22 protein-coding genes are annotated in these 24019 nt (G+C 73.4%); 9 read left to right on the forward strand and 13 right to left on the reverse strand.

Going from position 1 to position 24019, the window contains the following annotated elements:
• The 3 genes from ABL57_RS15770 to ABL57_RS15780 form a co-directional block, all read right to left on the reverse strand.
• The coding region (locus tag ABL57_RS15770) for a DEAD/DEAH box helicase (protein ID WP_047804484.1) at positions 1 to 1332 on the reverse strand (1332 nt) is incomplete at its 3' end.
• Positions 1333 to 1701: 369 nt separating this feature from the next.
• Positions 1702 to 2454 carry an SDR family NAD(P)-dependent oxidoreductase gene (locus ABL57_RS15775; RefSeq protein WP_047804435.1) on the reverse strand — a complete coding sequence of 251 codons (753 nt, stop codon included), beginning with the start codon at positions 2452 to 2454 and terminating at the stop codon, positions 1702 to 1704.
• A gap of 132 nt (positions 2455 to 2586) precedes the next feature.
• Positions 2587 to 3366: a type 1 glutamine amidotransferase domain-containing protein gene (locus tag ABL57_RS15780; RefSeq protein ID WP_047804436.1), complete on the reverse strand. Its 780-nt coding sequence runs from the start codon at positions 3364 to 3366 to the stop codon at positions 2587 to 2589.
• Between the two features lie 188 nt (positions 3367 to 3554).
• On the opposite strand from ABL57_RS15780, the gene ABL57_RS15785 reads away from it, so the two are divergent.
• Together ABL57_RS15785 and ABL57_RS20880 are read left to right on the forward strand one after the other, a co-directional pair.
• Positions 3555 to 3950, forward strand: a complete 396-nt coding sequence (locus tag ABL57_RS15785; RefSeq protein ID WP_047804437.1) for a hypothetical protein — start codon at positions 3555 to 3557, stop codon at positions 3948 to 3950.
• A gap of 155 nt (positions 3951 to 4105) precedes the next feature.
• On the forward strand, positions 4106 to 5716 hold the full coding sequence (locus ABL57_RS20880; RefSeq protein ID WP_082157498.1) for an HNH endonuclease signature motif containing protein: 1611 nt from the start codon (positions 4106 to 4108) through the stop codon (positions 5714 to 5716).
• A 289-nt stretch (positions 5717 to 6005) separates the two neighbouring features.
• Here the strand turns inward: ABL57_RS20880 and ABL57_RS15795 are convergent, their stop codons facing one another.
• The 3 genes from ABL57_RS15795 to ABL57_RS15805 all read right to left on the reverse strand — a co-directional run bounded on the left by ABL57_RS15795 (position 6006) and on the right by ABL57_RS15805 (position 9853).
• Positions 6006 to 6881 (reverse strand): D-hexose-6-phosphate mutarotase, encoded by an 876-nt coding sequence (locus ABL57_RS15795; RefSeq protein WP_047804438.1) that lies wholly within the window; start codon positions 6879 to 6881, stop codon positions 6006 to 6008.
• 78 nt (positions 6882 to 6959) lie between these two features.
• Entirely contained in the window at positions 6960 to 8405 is a 1446-nt protein-coding gene (locus tag ABL57_RS15800) for a sodium:alanine symporter family protein (RefSeq protein ID WP_047804439.1), read from the reverse strand.
• 131 nt (positions 8406 to 8536) lie between these two features.
• Positions 8537 to 9853, reverse strand: a complete 1317-nt coding sequence (locus ABL57_RS15805) for a multidrug effflux MFS transporter (protein ID WP_053005041.1) — start codon at positions 9851 to 9853, stop codon at positions 8537 to 8539.
• 165 nt (positions 9854 to 10018) lie between these two features.
• Here ABL57_RS15805 and ABL57_RS15810 point away from each other — a divergent pair, with 165 nt between their 5' ends.
• Genes ABL57_RS15810 through ABL57_RS15820 form a run of 3 tightly spaced genes read left to right on the forward strand, consistent with a single transcriptional unit; the run spans position 10019 to position 12034 of the window.
• Positions 10019 to 10633 carry a TIGR00730 family Rossman fold protein gene (locus tag ABL57_RS15810; protein WP_047804440.1) on the forward strand — a complete coding sequence of 205 codons (615 nt, stop codon included), beginning with the start codon at positions 10019 to 10021 and terminating at the stop codon, positions 10631 to 10633.
• 4 nt (positions 10634 to 10637) lie between these two features.
• Positions 10638 to 11549 (forward strand): tRNA (guanosine(46)-N7)-methyltransferase TrmB, encoded by a 912-nt coding sequence (trmB, locus tag ABL57_RS15815; protein ID WP_238986092.1) that lies wholly within the window; start codon positions 10638 to 10640, stop codon positions 11547 to 11549.
• Positions 11546 to 12034 (forward strand): GNAT family N-acetyltransferase, encoded by a 489-nt coding sequence (locus ABL57_RS15820; RefSeq protein WP_203225652.1) that lies wholly within the window; start codon positions 11546 to 11548, stop codon positions 12032 to 12034. Before trmB ends, ABL57_RS15820 begins: the two co-directional genes overlap by 4 nt.
• A 127-nt stretch (positions 12035 to 12161) precedes the next feature.
• On the opposite strand, the gene ABL57_RS15825 is transcribed toward ABL57_RS15820, so the two are convergent.
• The 4 genes from ABL57_RS15825 to dnaK form a co-directional block, all read right to left on the reverse strand.
• Entirely contained in the window at positions 12162 to 12602 is a 441-nt protein-coding gene (locus ABL57_RS15825) for a heat shock protein transcriptional repressor HspR (protein ID WP_047804441.1), read from the reverse strand.
• A 1-nt stretch (position 12603) separates the two neighbouring features.
• A complete protein-coding gene (locus ABL57_RS15830) occupies positions 12604 to 13620 on the reverse strand; it encodes a DnaJ C-terminal domain-containing protein (protein ID WP_047804442.1) in 1017 nt (338 codons plus the stop codon).
• A 154-nt stretch (positions 13621 to 13774) separates the two neighbouring features.
• Positions 13775 to 14410, reverse strand: coding sequence for a nucleotide exchange factor GrpE (locus ABL57_RS15835; protein ID WP_047804443.1), 636 nt, complete (start codon positions 14408 to 14410; stop codon positions 13775 to 13777).
• 2 nt (positions 14411 to 14412) lie between these two features.
• Positions 14413 to 16269 (reverse strand): molecular chaperone DnaK, encoded by a 1857-nt coding sequence (dnaK, locus tag ABL57_RS15840; RefSeq protein ID WP_047804444.1) that lies wholly within the window; start codon positions 16267 to 16269, stop codon positions 14413 to 14415.
• Positions 16270 to 16607: 338 nt separating this feature from the next.
• Between dnaK and ABL57_RS15845 the strand changes: the two genes are divergently transcribed.
• From ABL57_RS15845 to ABL57_RS15860, 4 genes are all read left to right on the forward strand, one after another.
• Positions 16608 to 18602, forward strand: coding sequence for a BCCT family transporter (locus ABL57_RS15845; RefSeq protein ID WP_082157499.1), 1995 nt, complete (start codon positions 16608 to 16610; stop codon positions 18600 to 18602).
• A gap of 85 nt (positions 18603 to 18687) precedes the next feature.
• Entirely contained in the window at positions 18688 to 19224 is a 537-nt protein-coding gene (locus ABL57_RS15850) for a low molecular weight protein-tyrosine-phosphatase (RefSeq protein WP_047804445.1), read from the forward strand.
• Positions 19221 to 19814, forward strand: coding sequence for a uridine kinase (locus ABL57_RS15855; RefSeq protein ID WP_047804446.1), 594 nt, complete (start codon positions 19221 to 19223; stop codon positions 19812 to 19814). Before ABL57_RS15850 ends, ABL57_RS15855 begins: the two co-directional genes overlap by 4 nt.
• Positions 19815 to 19843: 29 nt before the next feature.
• On the forward strand, positions 19844 to 20725 hold the full coding sequence (locus ABL57_RS15860; RefSeq protein WP_047804447.1) for an aminotransferase class IV: 882 nt from the start codon (positions 19844 to 19846) through the stop codon (positions 20723 to 20725).
• 102 nt (positions 20726 to 20827) lie between these two features.
• On the opposite strand, the gene ABL57_RS15865 is transcribed toward ABL57_RS15860, so the two are convergent.
• From ABL57_RS15865 to ABL57_RS15875, 3 genes are read right to left on the reverse strand one after another with little or no spacing between them, the layout of a single operon-like run.
• Positions 20828 to 21625, reverse strand: a complete 798-nt coding sequence (locus ABL57_RS15865; RefSeq protein WP_053005043.1) for an energy-coupling factor transporter transmembrane protein EcfT — start codon at positions 21623 to 21625, stop codon at positions 20828 to 20830.
• Positions 21622 to 23388 (reverse strand): ABC transporter ATP-binding protein, encoded by a 1767-nt coding sequence (locus ABL57_RS15870; RefSeq protein ID WP_082157500.1) that lies wholly within the window; start codon positions 23386 to 23388, stop codon positions 21622 to 21624. Before ABL57_RS15870 ends, ABL57_RS15865 begins: the two co-directional genes overlap by 4 nt.
• Positions 23385 to 24005 carry an ECF transporter S component gene (locus ABL57_RS15875; RefSeq protein ID WP_047804448.1) on the reverse strand — a complete coding sequence of 207 codons (621 nt, stop codon included), beginning with the start codon at positions 24003 to 24005 and terminating at the stop codon, positions 23385 to 23387. Before ABL57_RS15875 ends, ABL57_RS15870 begins: the two co-directional genes overlap by 4 nt.
• Between the last annotated feature and the right edge of the window lie 14 nt (positions 24006 to 24019).

The raw sequence follows: 24019 nt of genomic DNA on the forward strand, positions 1-24019 counted from the left end.
GGTCTCGGGGCGCTGGTCGCGGGAGCCGCCGCGCGGCTGCTCGGAGCGGTTCTGCCCGCCGCGGCCGCGGCGGCCGCCGGACCGGCCGGCGCCGGAGCGCTGACCGCCCGCCGGACGGCCCTGGGCCTGGACGGGCTGCGGCACGTAGGCGACCTTCTCGGCGCGCTCGCCCACGAGCTCGGTCACGGCCGGGGAGCCGACGGTCACGGTGTCGAAGTTCGCGGTGACGCCCGCGGCCTTCATCAGCTGGGTGACCTCGCGGCGCTCCTCCTTGGTGGCCACCGTGACCACGGAGCCGGAGGCGCCGGCGCGGGCGGTGCGCCCGGAGCGGTGCAGGTAGGACTTGTGCTCGGTGGGCGGGTCGATGTGCACGACCAGCTCGACCTCGTCCACGTGCACGCCGCGGGCGGCGACGTCGGTGGCCACGAGCACCCGCACGTCACCGGCGGAGAACTGCGCCAGGTTCCGGTCGCGGGCGTTCTGCGAGAGGTTGCCGTGCAGGTCCACCGCCGGGATGCCCATCTGGGTGAGCTTGCGGGCCATCTTCTTGGCGCGGTGCTTGGTGCGCGTGAACATCACGCGGCGCCCGGTGCCGGAGGCCAGGGCCTCGATGAGCTCCTGCTTCTCGTCGGCGTCGACCACGAGGACGTGGTGGTCCATGGTGGACACGGCCGCCTGCGGGGCGTCCACGGAGTGCTTGACCGGGTTGGACAGGAACTGCTTGACGAGCTTGTCCACGCCGCCGTCGAGGGTCGCCGAGAACAGCAGTCGCTGCCCGCCCTGCGGGGTGCGCTTGAGGATGCGGGTGACCACGGGCAGGAAGCCCATGTCGGCCATGTGGTCGGCCTCGTCGATGACCGTCACCCGGACGTCGTCCAGCGTGAGGATGTTCTGCTTGAGCAGGTCCTCGAGCCGGCCGGGGCAGGCGATGACGATGTCGGCGCCCTTGGCCAGCGCCTTCTCCTGGTTCTTCTGCGAGACGCCGCCGAAGATCACGGTGGTGGTCAGCCCGGCGGCCTCGGCGATCGGGGCCACGGTGCGGTCGATCTGCGTGGCCAGCTCGCGGGTCGGGGCCAGGACCAGGCCGGTGGGCCGGTTGGCGCGGCGGGCCGCACGGGCACCGTTGCCGCTCAGCCCGGCGAGCCGGGACACGAGCGGCAGCGCGAACGCCACGGTCTTGCCCGAACCGGTCTTGCCGCGGCCGAGCACGTCGCGGCCGGCCAGCGAGTCGGGGAGGGTCTTCTCCTGGATGGGGAACGCCTGCTCGATGCCCTGCTGGGCGAGGACGGCGGAGAGGGCCTTGGGCACGCCAAGGTCGGTGAAAGTAGCCAAAACTGGGATACGTCTTTCGATCGGATGTCCCGGCAAGGGGGTAGCGCGCCGGGTTGCGCCGAATGACTCCTGGAGCCCCTGCGAGCGGGCTGAGACCGTCTGGAACGGTGCCACGCTGGAAGAAGAACGGGGTGCTCGACGCCTGCCTGCTCACCCGGGGACGGGGAGCAGTGCCATATGCAATACGACTCACCCTACAGCACGGGCGTTCCGCCACCACCCGGATGTGGCGGAGGGCACGTCCGCGGCCGCCCGTCGCTCCCGCCGCGGCGGCCACCACGATCGGGTGCGGCGGGCGGGCGCGTCGGACGCGAGCGACGGACGAGAGTGACGGACGGAAACAGCCCGCGAGAGCGGCGGGCGGTCCGGCTACAGCGCGGTGTAGCCGCCGTCGACCAGGTAGTAGCCGCCGGTCATGAACGAGGCGGCGTCCGAGAGCAGGAACGTGGTCAGGGCGGCGACCTCCTCGGGGCGGCCGAGCCGGCCCAGCGGGTGCTTGGCGGCGAGACCCTGGAGCACCTCCGGAGGCGCGCTGTTCAGCAGCGGGGTCTCGATGTAGGCGGGACCGACCGCGTTGACGCGCACCCCGCGCTGCCCGTACTCCACCCCGGCCTGCTTGGTCAGGCCGACCACCCCGTGCTTGGCCGCGGTGTAGGCGCTGTTGCCCGCGGCCGTGGCCACGGTGCCGTGGATGGAGGCCATGTTGACGATCGCCCCGCCGCCCGCCTGCTCGATGGCCGGCAGCTGGTAGCGCATGCCGAACATCACCGCGTGCAGGTCGATCTGCACGGTGCGCACCCAGGCGTCGAGGTCCGATTCGCCGACGGCGTCCGTGGACCCGCCCACACCGGCGTTGTTCACCGCCAGGTGCAGGCCGCCGTAGGTCTGCTGGGCGAACTCGACCGCGGCCTCGCAGTCCTCGGGCTTCGCCACGTCCTGGCGGAAGCCGGCGGCGTTGCCGCCGGCGGCCATGATCGCCTGGACGACGTCGTCGATCCTCCGGGTGTCGATGTCCGTGACGACGACCTTGGCGCCCCGCGCCGCGAGGTCCTTGGCGCAGGCCTCGCCGATGCCGGAGGCGGCGCCGGTGACGAGCGCGACCTTGTTCCTGAGGTCAGTCATGTGCTTCTCCTGCCGTGTGTCCGCTGGGCCGGACCGGGTGGGCCGGCGTCCCCAGTCTCTCCGGGAACGGCGGGGTGCGCGAGGAGGACGGGGGCGCGTTCGCGCCGCCCGCCCGTCCCGGACGGCCGGGGCTCAGGCCTCGCCGTCGTCCTCGGTCTTCTCGGCGCCGCGCGCCTGGCGCAGCGCGGCGGAGTCCGCCTCCTGGGCGGCCTTCTGCTCGCGCACCACCTCGGTCAGGAGCTTGGTCATCTCCTTGGCCACACCGGCCGCGGACTGGGGGTTCTGCCCGGTGACGAGGCGGTCGTCCACCACGACGTGCTCGGTCCAGTTCGGCGCCGTGCGCACGTCCACGCCCTGCTCGACGAGCTTGTCCTCGAGCAGGAAGGGAACCACGTCCGACTTGCCGACCTCGTCCTCCTCGGCGTTGGTGAACGCGGCCACCCGGCGTCCCTCGACGATGCGCAGTCCGGTGGAGAGCTCCACGTCGACGAGTCCGGCCGGTCCGTGACAGACGGCGCCGACGATCCCCCCGGCGTCGTGCACGGCGGCCACCAGCGACTGCAGGTCGGGATTGCCGGCGAAGTCCCACATGGTGCCGTGCCCGCCCACGAGGTAGACGGCGTCGTACTGGGCGGGGTCGACCACGCTGATCCGCGGCGTGTTGTACAGGGAGGCCCGCACGGTCTCGTCCTCGAGGTACTGCTGCTGGACCTCGTCGTCCTCGTCCTTGCCGTCCTGCGGAGGCTGTCCGCCGGCGATCGAGGCGAAGTCGACGACGTACCCGGCGTCGCGGAAGACCTTCCACGGGTGGGCCGCCTCGCCGACGTAGTAGCCGGTGGGCTCCCCGGTGTCACCGAGGGTGTCGTGGCTGGTGAGAACGAGCAGAACCTTCTTCATGGTCTCGATGTCCATGTCTGTCCTTCCGTCGGGTGGCAGGACGCGGAGGGCGTCCCGCGGGCGGATGGCCAGCCTAGGCGCCGCCGGGAATCCCGGGGCGGGGTGTACGCTGCGGGCCGATTCCGCCCGGAGGGCGCAGAGCCGCCCCTGATAGGGTCATTGACGACTCAATGACCCTGTTCCCCACCCCGAAAGGACCGACCATGAGCCTCTCCAACGCGATCCTGCGCGGCGTCTCCGGCGCCTACCTGCTGCAGTCCGGCTACGGCAAGAAGGACCTCCCCACGGAGGCCGCCGCAGGTCTCCAGCAGTTCGCCGCCACCGGCGTCCCCCAGTTCAAGGAGTGGGACGCCGACGCCTTCGGCAAGTTCGTGGCCTACTCCGAGATGGGCATCGGCGCCGCCCTGCTGACGCCGTTCGTCAACAAGCGCCTCGCGGGCCTGGCCCTCGGCGCCTTCTCCGCCGGCCTGCTCGCGATGTACTTCCGCAACCCGGACATGACCCAGGAGGACGGCATCCGCCCGACCGAGGCCGGCACCGGCCTCTCGAAGGACGCCTTCCTGGCCGCGATCGCCGCGGCCCTGGTGGTCTCCAAGTAGTCACGGCCCCTCAGGGACCCCGCGGGTGCCGCACGTCCGGACGGACGGGCGGCACCCGTTTCACATCTCCCTCCGGAGGCGGGGCGCCGCGTCTTCCCCGGACGGGGGCGCCGCGCAGTCCTTAGGACGTCCGAGGCGGCCAGGACAATGACGTCATGACGACGACGTCGCACCGCCGGTCCCGTCCTGTTCCGGGCCCGGGCGGCACCGCTCCCGCCGGGGAGCGGGTGCTGGACACCGACGTCCGGGCCGAGGTCCGGGCGGTCGTCGGGCAGCTCGTGGACTCCGCGGCCGCCCAGGCACGGGAGGCGGGGCGCCAGCTGCGCTGCATCTACCGTCTGTGGCTGCTGGCCTGGGAGGACCGTGAGATCGACTGGGTCTCCTCCGCGGGGCTGATGCCGTCCGCGGCCGACGACCTCGTGTGCTCCCTCCTGGAGACCGAGGACCAGCTGGTGCGCGACGTCGCCGACGAGATCGGCCCGGCGCTCCACCTGCCGGCGGGCACGGCGCTCGACCGCGTTCGCGAGGCCCTCGTGCTGGGGCTGCACCTGCCCGGAGCCCTCGAGGCGCTGGAGGCGGGCCGCTTCAGCGCCCGCCATGCCTCGGTGATCGCCGACCAGTGGCGGGAGCTGGTCGAGGACGCTCCGCCGGGTCAGGAGGCACCCCCGGCCCTCGTGCGGCGGCTCGCCGACGACCTGGTGGAACGGGCTCCGCACTGCACGGTGGCGCAGCTGCGCGCGTGGTCGCGACGCCGCCGCGCGGCGCTGCTGGCGGAGACCCACGAGGCCAGGCACCGGGCGGCCCGCGCAGGACGCCGCGTGTGGATCGAGCACGGCGAGGACGGCATGGCTTTCCTCCACGCGCTGCTCGACGCGCCCACGGCACTCGCGGTGCAGGACCGGCTCGACGCCCTCGTGGCGCTCCTCGGCCCCCAGGAGGCGGCCGCGGCGGCATCCGGCCCGGCAGGCTCCGGGCCGGCACAGCCGGGCGGGCAGGCGCGGCCCGGCGAACACCTCCCGTTCGCGGACATCGCCGAGGCACCGGGCGCCGCGGACCACGCCGCCGGCACCGGGCGGCACGCGGCCGGCCGGACCGAGGCCCAGCTTCGCGCGGACGTCCTCGCCGATCTCCTGCTGGCCGGAGAGGTCTCCGACGACCCCTCGTTCCCGCGCGACGTGCGCGGCCAGGTCTGCGTGACGGTCCCGGTGCTCACCCTGCTGGGACCACGTCCCGACGGCCCTGCCGAGGGGGTGCCCGACGACGCGCCGGTGCTCGCCGGCCACGGCCCGATCAGCGCGGAGGCGGCCCGCGAGCTCGCCGCGGGCGCATCGTCGTGGCAGCGCATGCTGACGCACCCCCTCACGGGCGCCGTCCTCGACCACGACCGCACCAGCTACGCCGTGCCCGCCGATCTGCGCCGCCTGCTGCGGCTGCGCGACGGGACCTGCCGCTTCCCCGGATGCCGTCGGCGGGTCGAGCGGTGCGACCTCGACCACACGGTGGCGTGGCAGGACGGAGGGCGGACCGCCGCGGACAACCTCGCCCACCTGTGCCGCCACCACCATCTGGTCAAGCACCGCCACGGTGCGCTCGGCCGCTGGTCGGTGCGGCACCTGGGGCCGGCGCGCTCCGGTGGAGCGCTCGAGTGGACGTCGCCGGCCGGGCGGACGTACCGGACCGTCCCGGACCCGTCGGCCGGATGGCCGTGGACCGGGACCTCCGCCGCGGCGTGGGCGCCGGAGGCGGCAGACCCTCCCCCGTTCTGACCGTCGGGTGCCCGAGGTGCGCCTCAGTGCCGTGTGAGCACCGGGGCCGCAGCCTCCGACAGTGCGGACCGCCGGACACCACGGTGCCCTCAGTGCCGCGTGGGCACCAAAGCCGAAACCCCCGACCGCGCCGGCCGGCGGAGGCAGGCCGCAGCGCCGTATTGGGCACCAGGGCCGCAGCCTCCGACACCGCAGGCCACCGCAGGCCACCGCACATGGCCTGCAGCGCGGCGTGTGCGGCAGGCCGGCCCCCTCCCGACGGCGTCGTCGATCCCAGGGCTCCTGCTTCTCAGGCGGGGGACCGACCCGGGTCCTGCTCGGTGGCCTCGACCGCCACCCGGTAGGCCATGGTGTGGGTCTCGTCCGGTTCCAGGTGCACGGCCTCGGCCTGGACGTTGGCCCCCTCGACGCACACGAAGTCGGTCCAGCCGTCCGCGCCGATGTCGGACATGGCGGCCGCCTGCTCCGCCCACGGGTTCCACACCACGGTGTTCCGCGAGTTCTCCTTGCGGATGCGCAGGACGCGCCCCAGGACGGGATCCACCACGGAGACCTCCGCGTCCGAGCGGTAGACGCGGTCCGTCTCGCCCTCGAGGTGGAGCGCGCCCTCCTGGACGCAGTCGTCGCGGTCCAGCACCTTGTCCCGGTAGCCGGCGCCGTCGAGGCCCTCCACCCGGATCTTCCGCGCGTCCCCGACCACCAGGTAGGCGTGCAGGGCCTCCTCGACGTCGAAGGCCCGGTCGTCGGTGTTCGTGATGCTCAGCTCCAGGGACAGCTCGGTCCCGAAACGCACCACGTAGTACGCCTCGAAGCGGTAGGGGAACTGCTCGCGGTGGGCCGGATCGGTGACGTCCTCGTCGGTGAGCCGGTAGACGACCACGGCCTCGTGGTCGGAGGACTCCCGCGACTCGACGTGCCACGGGAGCGTGCGCGCGAAGCCGTGCTTCGGCGCACGGCCCCCCGCGGCCCCGTCGGCGAACCACGGGAAGCAGATCGGGACGCCGCCGCGCACCGGGGTGCCTGTCTCCAGTGCCGTGCTCGGGGACAGCCACAGCACCGGTGCCTGCCCACGGGGGATCCAGTCGGTCACGTGGGCGCCCTGGTCGTAGACCGCGCCGGTGGCGGCCGCGCAGGAGAACGGGCGAGGGGCGGGAAGTCGGCTCATGCCCTCAGGCTAGACCGAGGGCCCGACCCCCGTCAGGACGTCGGGCCCTCGGGCGCCGGCGTGCCGGGCGCCGGTGCGTCAGACGCCGGTGCGCTCGTAGGAGTCGATCGCGCCGGGGCGGCCCTCCATGAACGCGTCGATCTGCTGCCGGTTCGCCCGCAGCTGCGGGTCGTGGTCCAGGTAGTGCTTGGTCTCCCGGGCGATCAGGCCGGACAGGATGAGCAGGCCCACCAGGTTGGGGATCGCCATCAGCCCGTTCATGACGTCGGCGAAGTTCCACACCACGGCCAGCGGCACCGTGCACCCGACGAAGACCACCGCGGAGAACACCAGGCGGTAGGGCATCACCGCGGCGACGCCGAAGAGCCGCTCCATGCAGCGCTCGCCGTAGTACGCCCAGCCGAGGATCGTGGAGTAGGCGAACAGGACCAGGCCGACGGTGACCACGATGTGCCCCCACTGCCCGGGCAGGCCCTGGCTGAACGCGTCGCCGGTCATGGTGGCGGCGAAGTCCGCGCCCTGCTCCCACACCCCCGTGGTGATGAGCACGAGGCCGGTGCAGGTGACCACGATGATGGTGTCGATGAAGGTCTGCGTCATGGACACCAGGCCCTGCCGGACCGGGTGGGTGGTCCGGGCGGCCGCCGCGGCGATCGCGGCCGAGCCCATGCCGGACTCGTTCGAGAAGATGCCGCGTGCCACGCCCATCTGCACGGCCAGCATGATGGCCGACCCGGCGAAGCCGCCGACCGCCGCCGTGCCGGTGAAGGCGTCCGTGAGGATCAGGACGACGGCCTGCGGGATGGCGGCGACGTTCACGATCAGGATGAAGAGCGCGCCCAGCACGTAGAACAGGATCATGAACGGCACGAACCCCGCCGTCACCTTGCCGATGGACTTGATGCCGCCCACGAGCACGGCCAGGGTCAGTGCCGCGAGCACCACGCCGGTGATCCAGGTCGGCACGCCGAAGGAGCTCTCGACGTTGGAGGCGATCGAGTTGCCCTGCGTCATGTTGCCGATCCCGAACGCGGCCAGGGCGGCGGCGATCGCGAAGAAGATCGCCAGGAACTTGCCGAACCCGGAGCGGATGCCCCGCTCCAGGTAGTACTGGGGGCCGCCGGAGATCTCGCCCTTGGCGTCCGTGGTGCGGAACCGCACGGCCAGGAAGGCCTCGGAGTACTTGGACGCCATGCCGAGCAGGCCGGTGACCCACATCCAGAACAGCGCGCCGGGGCCGCCGATCGAGATGGCGGTGGCCACGCCCACGATGTTGCCGGTGCCCACGGTCGCCGCGAGCGCCGTGGTCAGCGCCTGGAACTGGGAGACGTCGCCGCCGTGGGCGTCCTCGTCCTTGCGCTCGAACAGCGCCAGGCGCAGCGCGGATCCGAGCCGCTGGAACTGCAGCCCGCCCAGCCGGACCGTGAGGTACAGGCCGGTGAGGAGCAGCAGGGGGATGAGGACGTACGGCCCCCAGATGATGCCGCCCAGCGTGCCGAGGGCAGTCTCGATGGATTGGAGCATGTGTTCTCCCGTGGGTGTCGGGTGGGTGGTCGAGCGGAGACCGGTCGAGGGTGTGATCTCCGTCTCTGCAGGAGGCATTGAATCACAGGTCCGGCGGTCCGCAGGTCAGGGGCCGGAAGGCCGGCTGCCGGTCACGGATCCGGAGGCCCTCCGCGATGTGGTCCCGGCCCGCCTCTCCCCGGAGACGGGCCGGCGGAGGGGCTCGGTGCTCCCGGCGGCCGGCGGGAGCACCGAGCGGCGAGCAGCACGGCACCCACGGCCAGCAGGGAGCACACCGCCATGGACACGGCCATGGGCACCGCGCTGTGCTGCCCGGCCAGACCGGTCAGCGGGCTCACGAGACCGCCGATGAGGAACTGGACCAGCCCGAGCACCGCCGAGCCGGCGCCCGCCCGGCCGGGCACGCGCGACTGGGCCAGCGCCACGGCGTTGCCGAGGATGAACCCGATGCAGGTTTGGCTCACGAACAGGTGGGCCAGCGTGGTCCACCCGGTGATGCCCGCGAGGACCAGGACGAGCCCCACCACGTTGACCGTTCCCATGACCACGAGGGCGGTGCGCAGGACCGGCCCGGGCTCCGTCCTGCCGACGAGCCGGGTGTTGACGAGGGCCCCCAGGATCGAGCCGCAGGCGTTGACCGCGAAGATCACGGAGTAGCCCAGCGCCGAGTAGCCGAGCACGTTCTGCACCACGAAGGAGGAGGCGGAGATGTAGGAGAACAGCGCCCCGAACGCCGCTCCGAAGGCCAGCGCGTAGCCCATGAAGGACGGGGTGCGCAGCACGCGCCAGGAGCCGCCGACGACGGCCCCGACGCCGCCTCGGTGCCGCCGGTGCGGCGGCAGGGTCTCCGGGACCACGAGGACCGAGCACGCGAGCATCAGCAGCCCGAACGCGGCGAGCGCCCAGAACACGGTCTGCCACGGAGCCACGGTGGCGATCACCCCGCCCAGCAGAGGGGCCACGACCGGGGCCAGGGAGGTGATGGTGGCGAGCACCGAGAAGAGCTGGGCGGCCCGGCGTCCGGAGGCGATGTCCGAGACCACGGCCCGGGCGATCACCACGCCCGCCGCTCCGGCGGCGCCCTGCACCGCGCGCAGCGCGATCACCGTGCCGACGCCGGGTGCGAGGACCACGGCCACGGAGCTGAGCAGGAACAGCACGTTGCCGGCGACCATGAGCCGGTGCCTCCCGAGCACGTCCGAGACCGGGCCCAGCAGGAACTGCCCCAGGGCCATGCCGATCATGTAGCTGGTGAGGGTCAGCTGCACCGCGGAGGTCGAGGCGCCGAAGTGCGCGGCCATGGCCGGCATGGACGCGAGGTACATGTCCGTGGCCATGGGGCTGACCGCACTGAGGATGCCCAGTGCCGCCACCAGCACGACCCGGTCCGCCCTGCCGCTGAGACGCAGACGGGAACGGACCGGCTGGCCGGGGGTGGGTGAGCTCATGGTGGGTCGGTCCTCGGGAAGGGGCGTGCAGGGGCGGGTGCGGGTGGTGATGGTGGGTGCGGGGGCGGAGCGGGGACGGGGCGGCGGGCGCCGCTGTGGATGCGTGGCAGGGCGCGGGTGCAGCCCGGTTCATGCTATCGGCGCCGGTGCGGCGAGAATGTCCTCATGAGACTCGCCGTGTACACCGGGGCCTCCCTGGGCTCCGACCCCCTGTTCGCCGAGGCCGCCGCGGCCTTCGCCACCGAGCTCGCCCGCCGCGGGGTGGGCGTGGTCTACGGCGGCGGCCACGTGGGACTGATGGGCGTCGTCGCCGACGCCGCCCTGGCCGCCGGCGGCGAGGTGATCGGGGTGATGCCGCGCTCCCTCGTCGAGGACGAGACGGCCCACACCGGCCTGACCGAGCTGCGCGTCGTCGGGACGATGCACGAGCGCAAGGCGGAGATGGCCCGCCTCGCGGACGGGTTCGTGGCCCTGCCCGGAGGGCTCGGCACCCTGGAGGAGATCTTCGAGGCGTGGACCTGGCTGCAGGTGGGGGTGCACGCCAAGCCGGTCGGCTTCCTCGACGTCTCCGGGTTCTGGGGGCCGCTGCTGGACGCGGTCGCGGCGATGTCCGCCGCGGGGCTGGTGCGCCCGGAGTACCGTGACGCCGCCGTGGTCGCCCGGGACGCGGACGAGCTGCTGGCCCGCTTCGCGGTGTGGGAGGCGCCTCGCCGGCGCTGGGCCGAACCGCTCCTGCCGGACAGCGCCACCGGACCGGTCCGGCCTGCGCCTAGGATGTAGGGCGATGACCGAGCACACTCCCTCCCCCGCCGACACCCCTGCCGAGCCGCCTGCCGACGAGGCCGCTGACGTGAGCGCCGAAGAGGGCGCCGCAGGAAGCGCCGAGACGACGTCCGAGGATCCTGCCGAGGAGGCCGCCGGAGAGCACGCCGAGGGCGTCGGCCAGGGCCCCGTCCCGGAGGCCTTCCACCGCCGGCCGTACTCCTTCGTGCGCCGCGGTGACCGCCTGACCGCCCGCCGCCAGAAGGCGTGGGACGACTGGGCGCCCACGCGCGTCCTGGACGTCCCGCGCGTGCGCACCGACACCTCCGTGCACCCCGACCACGAGTTCGACGCGGCCGCGGCCTTCGGGCGCGAGGCTCCTCTGGTCGTGGAGGTCGGCTCCGGGCTGGGCGAGGCCGTCGTGCACGCCGCCGCCCAGGATCCCGCTCGCGACTACCTCGCCGTCGAGGTGTACAAGCCGGGGATCGCGGACCTGCTGCTCAAGGCGGGCCAGGCCGGCGTGGACAACGTCCGGGTGGTCCAGGCCAACGCCCCCGAGGTCCTGGAGCACATGCTGGCCCCCGCCTCGGTCGACGAGCTGTGGGTGTTCTTCCCGGACCCGTGGCACAAGACCCGCCACCACAAGCGGCGCCTCGTCTCCCCCGCCTTCGCCGATCTGGCCGCACAGGTGCTCGTCCCGGGCGGGCTGTGGCGTCTGGCCACGGACTGGCAGGAGTACGCGCTCGTGATGCGCGAGGTCCTGGACGCCGCCCCCCGGTTCGAGAACCTGCACCCGGGTCCGCTCGCCGACGACGAGCACCCGGACGTGGGCTGGGCCCCCCGCTGGGAGGGCCGGGTCCTGACGAGCTTCGAGCGCAAGGCGCAGGAGGCGGGACGCGTGCCGCGCGACCTGACCTACCGCCGGCTTCCGTGAGCGTGGCAACCTCCCCGGACGGCTTCGTCGTCGTGCCCCCGGGGGATCCCCGCACGCGGCCGCTGCTGGAGGGCCTGCACCGGGAGTACGTGGCGCGCTACGGTCCGTCGATCGGCGCGGAGGAGATGGAGCACCACCCCGTCGACGAGTTCCGGGCCCCCACCGGAGGCCTCGTGCTGCTGCTCGAGGGCGGGCTGACGGTGGCCGGCGGCGCCTTCCGGCGGCACGACGACGTCACGGCCGAGCTCAAGCGCATCTGGACGGATCCCGCCCACCGCCGGCGGGGGTACTCCCGGCGGGTGCTGGCCGAGCTCGAGCGGCTCGCCGCCGCCGCCGGCTACCGGCGGATCTACCTCACCACCGGCAACCGCCAGCCCGAGGCCTCCGCCCTCTACCGGAGCACCGGGTACGTCCCGCTTCCCGGTGTCGCCCACAGCTACGTGGACGGCGTGTACGACGTGGGCTTCGAGAAGCACCTGCGCTGAGCAGCACCTGCGCGGCCCAGCACCTGCGCTGAGCAACAGCTGCGCGGCCCAGCACCTGCGCCGAGCGGCGCCCGCGCCGGGGCGCGGACGCCCGGAGCGCCCGCCGTCCGCGCCGCCGGCGGGCGGCTCAGCGCTCCTGCTGCCGCGGCGGCCGGTAGAGCACCACGGCCTGGGAGATCTTGCGGGCCCGCGGGCGCGAGCCGCGGGCCATCCGCACCACGTCCCCGCCGATCCCGGCGGCGAAGATCCGTGAGGACTCCTCGGCCCGCTCCCGGGCCTCGTCGAGCTCCTGGGACAGCTCCGCCACCCTCGCCTGCAGGGCCGCGACCTGGTTCTCCAGCTGCAGGATGCGCCGGATGCCCTCCAGGGACACGCCCTGCTGGGAGAGCACCTGGATCTGCTGCAGCTTCTCGATGTCCCGCTGGGAGTAGCGCCGCGCCCGGCCCGGAGCGCGGGAGGGCTTGACCAGCCCGAGCCGGTCGTACTGGCGCAGCGTCTGCGGATGCATCTCCGCGATCTCCGCGGCCACGGAGATCACGAAGAGCGGCTGGTCGGCGTCGAGAGCCATCTCAGACCCGTGCCTTCGTGGCCAGGCCCGCCCGAGGGTCGTCGTCGGCGGTCGCCTCCGCGAACGCGCGGACCGCGGCCTCGGCCGCCTCGTCCAGGTGGGCGGGCACGTGCACCTCCACGGTCACGATCAGGTTCCCCGTGCCCTTGGCCGTGTTGAACCCGCGGCCCTTGACGCGGAAGCGCCGGCCCGAGGAGGTCCCGGCGGGCACCTTCAGCCGCACCGTGCCGCCGTCCAGGGTGGACACGTCCACGGTGGCGCCCAGGGCCGCCTCGGGGAAGCTGATCGGCACGGTGACCTCGACGTCGTCCGTGCCGTCCACGCGGGTGAAGAACGGGTGCGAGCCCACGTGCACGGTGACGTAGAGGTCGCCGGGTCCGCCGGGGCCGGAGTGGCCCTTGCCGGCGAGCTTCAGCTTCTGCCCGTCGCGCACCCCGGCCGGGACGCGCACCGTGGTCTCCTGGCCGTTGCCCCGGCGCAGCTTCACGGTGGTGCCCTGCACCGAGGAGCGGAACGGGATGGAGGTCTCCGTGCGGATGTCCTCCCCGCGGGCGGGCGGGGCCTGGTAGCCGGCCCCGGGGGCGCCGTAGCCGCCCGGGCCGCCGAACTGCGAGAACAGGTCCTCGAAGCCGCCGGCCCCGCCGAAGCCGGCACCGCCGGTGGAGTAGCTGGTCCGCCGGCGCCGGCCACCGCCGCCGGCGCCGAAGATGTCCCCGAAGAGGTCCTCGAAGTTCGCCGAGCCGCCCGCGCCGGCCGGGCCGCCGGCCGTGAAGCGGGCACCGGAGCCCATGGCCCGGATCGCGTCGTACTGCTTGCGCTCCTCCGGGTCGGAGAGCACGGAGTTCGCCTCGGTGATGTCCTTGAACCGCTGCTCGGCCTCCGCGTCCCCGGGGTTCTGGTCGGGGTGGTACTGGCGGGCGAGCTTGCGGTAGGCCTTCTTGATGTCCGCCTCGGACGCGTCCTTGGAGACGCCGAGAATGCTGTAGAAGTCCTTGTCGATCCAGTCCTGGCTGGCCATGACGCCTCCTTTCTCTGGGGCCGGTGGGGGTCCTGACGAGCAGCACCCGGTGGAAGTCCTTGAGTCGCCCCGGCGCGGTGCCGTGGCTGGGGGGACGGGAGGGGAGGCCCGTGGACGGGCCTCCCCTCCCGCGCCGGTCAGGCCGGGCCCGGCCTCACTCGGCGACGGCGACGGCCACCTGGGCCGGCCGCACGACGCGCTCGCCGATCCGGAAGCCGGAGCGCAGCACCATCGAGACCTGGTCGGGCTCGACCTCGCTGGTGGGCTGCTGGAGCACCGCCTCGTGGACGTTCGGGTCGAACGTCTCGCCGACCGCCCCGATGCGGGTCAGTCCCTGCCGGACGAGGATCTCCTCCAGCTTGTTCGCGATCGACGCGAACGGGCCGTCGGTGAGGTCCCCGGCCTGGCGGGCCGCGTCGATGTCGTCGAACACCGGCAGCAGGGTCTGCAGGAGGTCGCCGGTCACGAACGTGCGCAGCTGCTCCTTCTCACGGGCCGTGCGGTGCTTGAAGTTCACGAACTCGGCCTGCAGCCGGCGCAGCTCCTCGAGCCGCTCGGCGGCCAGCGCCGCGGACGGGTCCTCCTCCGCGGCCGCACCTGCGTCGGCGGAGCCGGCGTCGGTGGACTGCGGGGTCGAGAGAATGTCGTCCACGGTCAGGCCCTCCGGCCCGGCCTCCTCGGGGGAGCCGGGACCGGAGTCCTGCGCGGCCTGCTCGTCGGGGTTCCCGGCGGAGTTCTCGAAAGCGTTCTCCGCCGGGTTCTCGTCGGGTCCTGGCGTGGGATCGGGCATGCTCACTTCTTCTCGTTCTCGTCGTCGACGACCTCGGCGTCGACGATGTCCTCGTCGCCTGCCGCGCCGGTGGCGTCGGCGCCGGAGGCGCCCTCGGCGCCGTCGGCCTGCGCCTGCGCGTAGAGGGCCTCGCCGAGCTTGGTCTGGGACTGCTGGAGCTTGTCGTAGGCCGACTTCACGGCCGCCTCGTCCTCACCCTCGAGCGCCTGCTTCAGGGCGTCGACGTCGGCCTGGACCTCGGACTTCACGTCCGCGGGCAGCTTCTCGTCGTTGTCCTTCAGCAGCTTGTCCACGGAGTACGCCTGCTGCTCCGCGTTGTTGCGCAGGTCGGCGGCCTCCCGGCGCACCCGGTCCGCCTCGGCGTTGGCCTCGGCGTCCTTGACCATGCGGTCGATGTCCTCCTTGGAGAGGGAGGACCCGCCCGTGATGGTCATCGACTGCTCGGTGCCGGTGCCCTTGTCCTTGGCGGAGACGTGGACGATGCCGTTGGCGTCGATGTCGAAGGTGACCTCGATCTGCGGCATCCCTCGCGGGGCGGGGGCGATGCCGGTCAGCTCGAAGGTGCCCAGGTTCTTGTTGTCCCGGGTGAACTGGCGCTCTCCCTGGAAGACCTGGATGGACACGGAGGGCTGGTTGTCCTCGGCGGTGGTGAAGGTCTCGGACCGCTTCGTGGGGATGGCCGTGTTGCGCTCGATGAGCTTGGTCATCACGCCGCCCTTGGTCTCGATGCCCAGCGACAGCGGGGTCACGTCGATCAGCAGCACGTCCTTGCGGTCGCCCTTGAGCACACCGGCCTGGATCGCGGCGCCGACGGCGACGACCTCGTCCGGGTTCACGCCCTTGTTCGGCTCCTGGCCGGCCAGGCGCTGCACGGTCTCGGCGACCGCGGGCATGCGGGTCGAGCCGCCCACGAGGACCACGTGGTCGATGTCGGACACGGAGATGCCGGCCTCGGCGATGACGTCCTTGAACGGCTTCTCGGTGCGCTCGAGCAGGTCCCGGGTCAGCTCCTCGAACTTGGCGCGGGTGAGGCGCTCGTCCAGGTGCACCGGGCCCTCGGGGGTCACGGAGAGGTACTGCAGGGAGATGTTGGTGCTGGTCGCGGAGGACAGCTCCTTCTTGGCCTGCTCGGCGGTCTCCTTCAGCCGCTGGAGGGCGATCTTGTCCTTGGACAGGTCGGCGCCGGTCTTGGACTTCACCTGCGACAGCAGCCAGTCGACGATGCGCTGGTCCCAGTCGTCGCCGCCCAGCCGGTTGTCACCGGCGGTGGCGCGGACCTGGATGGTGGAGAAGTCGTCCTCGTCCTTGCCGACCTCGAGCAGGGAGACGTCGAAGGTGCCGCCACCGAGGTCGAAGACGAGGATGAGCTCGTCCTCCTTGCCCTTCTCCAGGCCGTAGGCCAGGGCCGCGGCGGTCGGCTCGTTGACGATGCGCAGCACGTTCATGCCCGCGATCTCGCCGGCCTCCTTCGTGGCCTGGCGCTCGGCGTCGTTGAAGTACGCCGGGACCGTGATCACGGCGTCGGTGACCTTGTCGCCCAGGTAGGACTCGGCGTCGGTCTTCAGCTTCATGAGGATGCGCGCCGAGATCTCCTGCGCGGTGTAGTTCTTGCCGTCGATCTCCTTCGACCAGCCGGTGCCCATGTGGCGCTTGACCGAGGCGATGGTGCGGTCGACGTTGGTGACGGCCTGGCGCTTGGCGATGTCGCCGACCAGGGTCTCGCCGTCCTTGGAGAAGGCGACGACGGACGGGGTGGTCCGGTTGCCCTCGGCGTTCGCGATGACGGTGGGCTCGCCGCCCTCCAGCACGGACACCACGGAGTTGGTGGTGCCGAGGTCGATTCCTACTGCACGAGACATGGAGTGTTCTCCTTCGGGTCGAGCTGAACCGGGCGGGCCGTGACGGCCCCGTTGAGGTCCCGGAGGTCTCAGGTCTTGAGTTTTCCTGGCTCAAGTCTGCCATGCGACCGGCCGGTGTCAAGTCGACTTGAGTCGACCCGACTCAATTTCTCTGCGGTGCCTGGCGTGAGAGCGGATCCGCCCCCTGCTGCCGGGAGAGCTCTCCGGTAGACTGGGCTGCTGCGCCCGGGCCTCCGGGCCCTCCTCGACATCCCCGGGCCCGCCCCCGGGTCCGCCCCGCACGCCCACGCACGCATCCCGACACGACACCGCACGCACCCGACACCGCAGGAGCCTCCGTGAGCACCACACCACCCCATACGCCGCAGTCAGAGAGCCCGAACGGCTCACCCCACCGGCCCAAGCCGCGCGAGGTGCTGCGGGAGATCAACTATCCGCACGGCATCCACCCCGCGCTGGTCCCCGGCATCGCCGTGGAGGACCAGAAGCTGCGATACGGCACGGACAAGGTGGTCTTCCTCGTCACCGCCGCGCTGATCGTGGCGTTCATCGCGTGGGGCGTGCTCTCCACCGAGTCCCTGACCGCCGCCTCCACCGCGGCTCTGGGCTGGGTGACGGGCAACGCCGGCTGGTTCTTCACCGCGCTGTCCACGGCCGCCGTGCTGTTCATGCTCGTCGTCGGCTTCAGCCGCACCGGCCGCATCCCGCTGGGCATGGACGACGAGAAGCCCGAGTACTCCTTCTTCTCGTGGCTGGCCATGCTCTTCGCCGCGGGCATGGGCATCGGCCTGATGTTCTACGGCGCCTCCGAGCCGCTGAGCCACTTCGGCGCGGGCGTCCCCGGCTTCGGCGCGGATCCCGGGTCGGAGGAGATGACCGTCTACGCCCTCGTCCAGACGGCCTTCCACTGGGGTCTCAACCCCTGGGCCATGTACGCCGTGGTCGGCTCGGCAGTCGCCTACGGCGCCTACCGCCGCGGCCGTCCCCCGCTCATCAGCCGCATCTTCGTGCCGCTGATCGGCCAGCAGCGCGCCGAGGGCAGCCTGGGCCGGCTCATCGACGTGTTCGCCATCTTCGCGACCCTCTTCGGCACCGCGGCCTCCCTGGGGATCGGCGCGCTGCAGATCTCGCGGGGCCTCGAGATCGTGGCCGGGTGGGGCCCGCTGGGCAACGGCGGCCTGATCGCGGTCATCGCCGTGCTCACCGCCGCCTTCGTGGTCTCCGCCGTCTCCGGTGTGGCCCGCGGCATCCGCTACCTGTCCAACACGAACCTGCTGCTGGCCTTCCTGCTGGCCCTGTTCGTGTTCGTGGCCGGGCCCACCGTCCTGATCCTGGACCTCGTGCCGGCCGTGTTCAGCACCTACCTGCAGGAGTACCTGTGGATGACCGGGCAGACCGGCGGCTGGGGCGAGGACTCGACCGCCTTCGCCGGCGGCTGGACCGTCTTCTACTGGGCGTGGTGGCTGTCCTGGTCCCCGTTCGTCGGCATGTTCATCGCCAAGATCTCCCGTGGCCGCACGCTGCGCCAGTTCGTGACCGTGGTGCTCGTGGTGCCCTCCTCGATGTGCGTGCTCTGGTTCGTGGTCATCGGCGGCACCGCCATGTACCTGCAGCGCACCGGGACCGACCTCGCGGCCGCGGGCGGCCAGGAGGCCGTGCTGTTCGGGATGCTCGACGCCCTGCCCCTGGGCGCGATCACGTCGGTGCTCGCCATGGTCATCATCGGCATCTTCTTCGTGACCAGCGCGGACTCGGCGTCCATCGTCATGGGCACCCTGTCCCAGCGCGGTCGGCCCGAGCCCAACCGCTCCATCGTCGTGTTCTGGGGCCTGTCCCTGGGCGGCATCGCAACGGTCATGATGCTCGTGGGCGGCGACGACGCCCTGACCGGGATGCAGAACCTCGTGACCGTCTCGGCCCTGCCGTTCGCGGTGATCGTCGCCTTCCTGATGGTCTCCTTCTACAAGGACCTGCGCAGCGACCCCGCCACGATCCGGCACGAGTTCGCCGTCACGGCCGTGCGCAAGGCCGTGATCCACGGCATCGAGGAGCACGGCGACGACTTCGCCCTCCAGGTGGAGCACGCCCCGGGCGCCCGGGCCGCCGGCGAGACGTTCGACTCACACGACCCCGCCGTGACCGACTGGTACCGGCGCGTCGACGAGAACGGCCAGGAGATCGACCTCGACGCGGAGACCGGATCGCGTGCGGCCCCGGACGGATCGGTCCTGAACCCGGACGGATCCCGCCAGCACCCCGATCGGCCGCACCCGGAACCGGAACCGGCACCGGACGCGGATCTCCCGCTCCGTCAGGACCGGGACCGCACCTGACCCCCCAGGACGAGAAGTGCGGCCGTCGCCTCCGGGCGGCGGCCGCACTTCTCGTCCCGGCCCCGTCCGGCTTAGACTGCCCGCTATGTATTCGATCGTGGCCGTGTGCACCGGCAACATCTGCCGCTCGCCCATGGCGGAGTTCGCCTTGCGCCGCGCCTTCGAGGCCGCCGGTCTGGGCGAGCGCGTGCGCGTCGACTCCGCCGGCGTGAGCGACGAGGAGCTCGGCAACCCGGTCGACCCGCGGGCCGGGGACCTGCTGCGCCGCGAGGGGCTGGACGCCTCCGCGCACGCCGCCCAGGCCTTCGACCCGGCCCGGTTCGCGGACCGCGACCTCGTGCTCGCCCTGGACCTCGTCCACTGGCGGCGCCTGCGCGCCCTCGCCCCGGACGCTCCCGGCGCCGAGAAGGTGCGCCTGCTGCGGGAGTTCGACCCCGCCGTCGCCGGCTCCGAGCACACCGAGCTGGGCATCTACGACCCCTGGTACGGGGGCGCCGAGGACTTCGAGACCACCTACGGCATGATCGCCGCCGCCGTGCCGGGGGTGGTCCGCGCCGTCGCCGGGGAACTGGACGCCGCGGTCCCCGGCACCGGCCGCGCCCGGGACGCCGGAGACGCGTGATCGACATCGAGCTGGAGGTGGACGCCGCGGTCGCCGCGGCCCACCCGGCCGGCACCAACCTGGCCCGGCTGCTTCCCACCCCCACCCGACGTCCCTGGCTCATCGGCATCGACGGGCGCTCGGGCGCGGGGAAGACGACCCTGGCCGAGCAGCTCGCCGAGGTGCTCCGTCCCGTGCGGGACGTGACCCTCTTCCACATGGAGGACCTCTACCCGGGTTGGGACGGTCTCCGCCCCGGCACCCGGACCTACGTGGAGGAGGTCCTCACCCCTCTCCGCGCCGGCCGGGACGCCGAGTGGAGCGCCTGGGACTGGGTCACCGGGTCCCCGGGCACCCCCCGCCTGACACGCGTCGCGGAGGTCGTCGTCCTGGAGGGCGTCGGGGCCTGCTCGGCCGCCGCCCGGACCCTGCTGGACGTCTCGGTCTGGGTCGAGCTGCCCACCGCGCTGCGCTACGACCGGGCCCTGAGCCGGGACGGCGCGTACTACGCCGAGCACTGGGAGCAGTGGGCCGCCCAGGAGGACGCCTACCTGGCGGATGACCACGTCTGGGAGCAGGTCGACGTCCTGCACCCCGGCCCCGTCCACTGAGCGGGCGCCCGCACCGACAGGAGACAACCGTGACCAGCACCGTCGTCGTCCTCGACGCCGCACACCCGGAGGGGGTCCTCGCCGACCCGGCCGTCCCGCTCGTGCGCGTCGACGACCAGGGACTCACCCGCGGGGACGGGGTGTTCGAGAGCCTGCGCGTCGTCGACGGGCGGGTGCAGAAGTTCGCCGTCCACCACCGGCGCCTGTCCGCCTCGGCGCGCCTGGCCCAGCTCCCCGTGCCCTCGGCGCAGGTGCTGCGGCAGGCCGTCGAGCTGGGGCTCGCCCACGCGGCCCCCGGCGGGGACGGAGGGCTGGGCGCCGAGCACAGCGTCAAGGTGGTCGTCAGCCGCGGCACCCCCGAAGCCGGCCCGTGGTCGTGGGTGGCCGTGAGCCCCGTACCGGAGTCCACCTTCCGGCAGCGCCGGGAGGGAGTCTCCGCGGTGCTGCTGCCCCGCGGCCACGACCCGGCGCAGGACGCCGCGCATCCGTGGCTGCTGCCCGGGGCCAAGACCCTGTCCTACGCGATCAACATGGCCGCCCTGCGCCATGCCCGTTCCCTCGGCGCGGACGAGGCGATCTTCACGGCCCCGGACGGCCGGATCCTGGAGGGCGCCACGTCCTCCGTGGTCTGCGCCCGCGTGCGCGAGGGCGTCCGCACCCTCGTGACCCCGGAGCCCTCGCAGGGAATCCTCCCCGGCACCACACAGGCCACGATCTTCGACGCCGCCCGGCGCGACGGCTGGGAGCTGGGCCACGGACCCCTGCAGTCCGCCGACCTCCTGGTGGCGGACGCCCTCTGGCTCGTCTCCAGCGTGCGGCTCGCCGTACCGGTGCGCCGGCTCGACTCCCACCCGCTGCCCGTGGACGCGGAACTCACCCGCCTCGTGACGGGCTGGGTGGCCCGGGCGTGACGGGCACGGCCGCGCGACCTGCAGGGGCGAAGGCCGTGACGGGTGGGGACACGCAGGCCTGACGGGTGGGCGACAGGCATCCGCAGGCGTGTCGCCCCGGCCTCAGGCCCAGATGAACCGGTGCGTCCCGAGCAGGACGGAGGCCACCGGTCCCGCCACGGCCACGGCGGCGCACCCCGCCAGCACCACGGCGTCCCTCCAGGAGTGTCCCGGGACCCGGGCCCACGTGCGCGGGCCCGCGCCGAAGCCGCGCGCCTCCATGGTCACCGACAGCCGCGTGGCACGGCGCAGGGACTGGACCAGCAGGGTGAACGCCTGCCCGCCGAACTCCCGCAGCACGCCCACCGGGCCGTGCCCCGAGCCGGCGCCGCGGGCCCGGCGGGCCATCGCCAGCGTGGACCACTCGGTGAGCATCACGCCCACCAGGCGCAGGGCCGCCAAGGAGGCCAGCACGAACCGGGCGGGCAGCCGCAGCGTCTGGGCCAGTCCGTCGGCGAGGTCCGTCGGATCCGTGCTGAGCACGACGAGCAGGCCCGAGAGCGCCAGCGCGAGCCCGCGCAGGGCGATCGCCGCGCCCGCGGCGACCGACCCGGCCGAGAGCTCGGTGATCCCCAGGTCGAGCAGCACCGGCCCGGAGTCCTCGGCGAGCAGCGCCGTGCCCCATCCGCTCACGAGCGCCGCGAGCAACAGGGGCCAGGCGCGCAGCAGCTGCGCCGGCGGGCGCCGTCCGGCCAGCGTCAGCAGCAGCACCTCGCCCAGCAGCACGATCCCCGACGTCACGGGATCCGCGCTGAGCAGCAGCGTCACGGTCAGGGCCAGGGCACCGGCCAGCTTCACCACGGGATGGGCGCGGCCCAGCAGGGAGGCCCGGGCCGCCGGGCCGATCACGGGCGCGCTCACCGGACCTGCTCCGTGGCCGCCCGGAGCCCCGGCACGGGCGTGCCCGGCTCCACCACGACGCCCTGTGCGGGCGCACCGGACTCCACCACGGCACCCCGTCGAGGAGCACCCGACTTCAGCGCGACGCCCCGTCCAGCAGCACCGGACTCCACCACGGCGCCACGTGCGGGAGCGACCGGCTCCGGCACGATCCCGGGGGCGGACGTTCCCAGCTCCAGCACCTCGGCCCCGAGCGCCCGCACGAAGTCCTCGTCGTGGGTGACTGCGAGCACGGCCGTGCCGGCGTCCACGACCTCCAGGAGCAGGTCCACGAGCTCGGCCCAGGTCAGGGCGTCCTGGCCGAACGTGGGCTCGTCGAGCACCAGGACGTCCGGATCGGTGGCCAGCACCGTGGCCACCGACAGCCGCCGCTTCTCACCGCCGGAGAGGGTGAAGGGGTTCGCGTCCGCCAGGTGGGTCAGCCGCAGCCGGTCGAGCAGCTCTCCCGTGCGACGGTCCCGGTCGGCCGCCGGGGTGCCCGCCAGACGGGGGCCGAGCTCGAGCTCGGCCCGCACGGTGGCGCGCAGGAACTGGTGCTCGGGCTCCTGGAAGACCGTCCCGACGCGGGCCACCAGGTCCGGTCCGGCCCACTCCAGCGGGTCCGGTCCGGCGCCGCGGGCCAGGGCCGGGTGCGCGGTCACGGTGCCGCGCACGGGCGCCAGCAGGCCCGCCAGGGTGAGCGCGAGGGTCGACTTCCCGGTGCCGTTGGCGCCCGTCACGGCCAGTGCCCGGCCACGGAGCAGGTCCAGTCCCACGTCGGTCACCGCGGCCGGGAGGTCCCGGCCCGCCGCGGCATCGCTCAGCGCCCGGCCCCGCCGCCGCGCCCGGCGCCGGGCGCGCAGCTGCCGTGCGGAGGGCTGGGTGCGCGAGACGGCCAGCGCGGCCGCGCTCAGCAGCGGCTCCGCGTCCCCCCGGGGACGGGCGGGCGCGCGGGTGGGCGGGACCCGCCCGGGAACCCAGACCCCGGCGCGGCTCAGCTCGTCGGCGGCCTCTCCCAGGACCTGCGCCGGGGACCCGTCGTGCGTGATCCCCCCGTCGCGCCCGAGCACGACGACACGGTCCACGACGTCGGCCCACACCGCCACGCGGTGCTCCACGACCACCAGAGTGGCCCCGCTGCGGTCCAGGCACCGTGCCACCGCGTCCCGGACCTGCCGCACCCCTGCGGGGTCCAGGTTCGCGGTGGGCTCGTCGAGCAGGAGCAGCCCCGGGCTCATCGCCACGGCACCGGCGAGCGCCAGGCGTTGCTTCTGCCCGCCGGACATGGCGGCGGTGGGATGGTCGAGCGGCAGGGCCAGCCCCACGTCGTCGAGGGCGGCGCGGACCCGGGGCCAGATCTGTTCCCGGGGCACGGCGAGGTTCTCGAGGCCGAAGGCGGTGTCGTCCCCGATACGGGACAGGACCACCTGGGACTCGGGGTCCTGCTGCACGAGCCCGGCGCGTCCCCGTGCCCGGTCCGGGTCCGTGCCGTCGAGCAGCAGCTCCCCGTGGCGGGAGAGCCCGTCGTCGTCGTGCAGGACCCCCGCGAGGGCGTGCAGGAACGTCGACTTGCCCGCCCCGCTCGGCCCCAGCAGCAGCACCCGCTCCCCCGGCTCGACCACCAGGTCGATGCCCCGCAGGGCGGGGGCCTCCCGGCCGGGGTGGTGCCAGCCGAAGCCGCGGGCCTCGACGCGGGCCCCCGCGGCGGCGGGCGTGCCGGGAGGACGCACCGCCGCGGCGGTCATCGCCGTGCGACCCGGCCCGAGGCCAGGCCCTGCAGCACGCCGGTGGCTGCGAGCGCCTTCACCACGGCCCACATCAGCAGGCCGGCGAGCACCGCGCCCGAGAGGGCCGCGAGGACCACGTAGACCACCTGGTGGCCGAGGGCCCACTCGTAGTTGTAGATGATGCTCTCGTTGACGCCCAGGAAGATGCCGCTGACCGCGCCCGCCGCGGCGGCCACCGCGGCGTTGTAGCGGCGGTAGCGCACCGCGGCGAAGACCAGCTCGGCCCCGATGCCCTGGAGCAGACCGGACAGGATCACGGTCCAGCCGAAGTGGGTGCCCAGGAAGCCCTCGATGACGGCGGCGAGCAGCTCGCAGAACAGCGCGGCGCCCGGCTTGCGGATGATCAGACCGCCGAGCACGCCGGCCACGAGCCAGCCGCCGGCGATCAGCCCCACGGCGGGCGGATAGGTCACCGCGGCGGCTCCGACCACGGGATAGAGCAGGTTCGACCACGCCCAGAAGACGACCGCGCACACGGCGGCGAGGACGGCGGCCACGACGATGTCGACGACCCGCCAGGACGAGGACCCGGGCGCACGGTTGCGGCCGGCGGGACGGTGCGTGGTGGTGTTCATGGTGCGTTCCTCCT

Origin of the sequence: Kocuria sp. SM24M-10 (genome assembly GCF_001027955.1) — a bacterium.
GTDB lineage: Bacteria > Actinomycetota > Actinomycetes > Actinomycetales > Micrococcaceae > Kocuria > Kocuria oceani.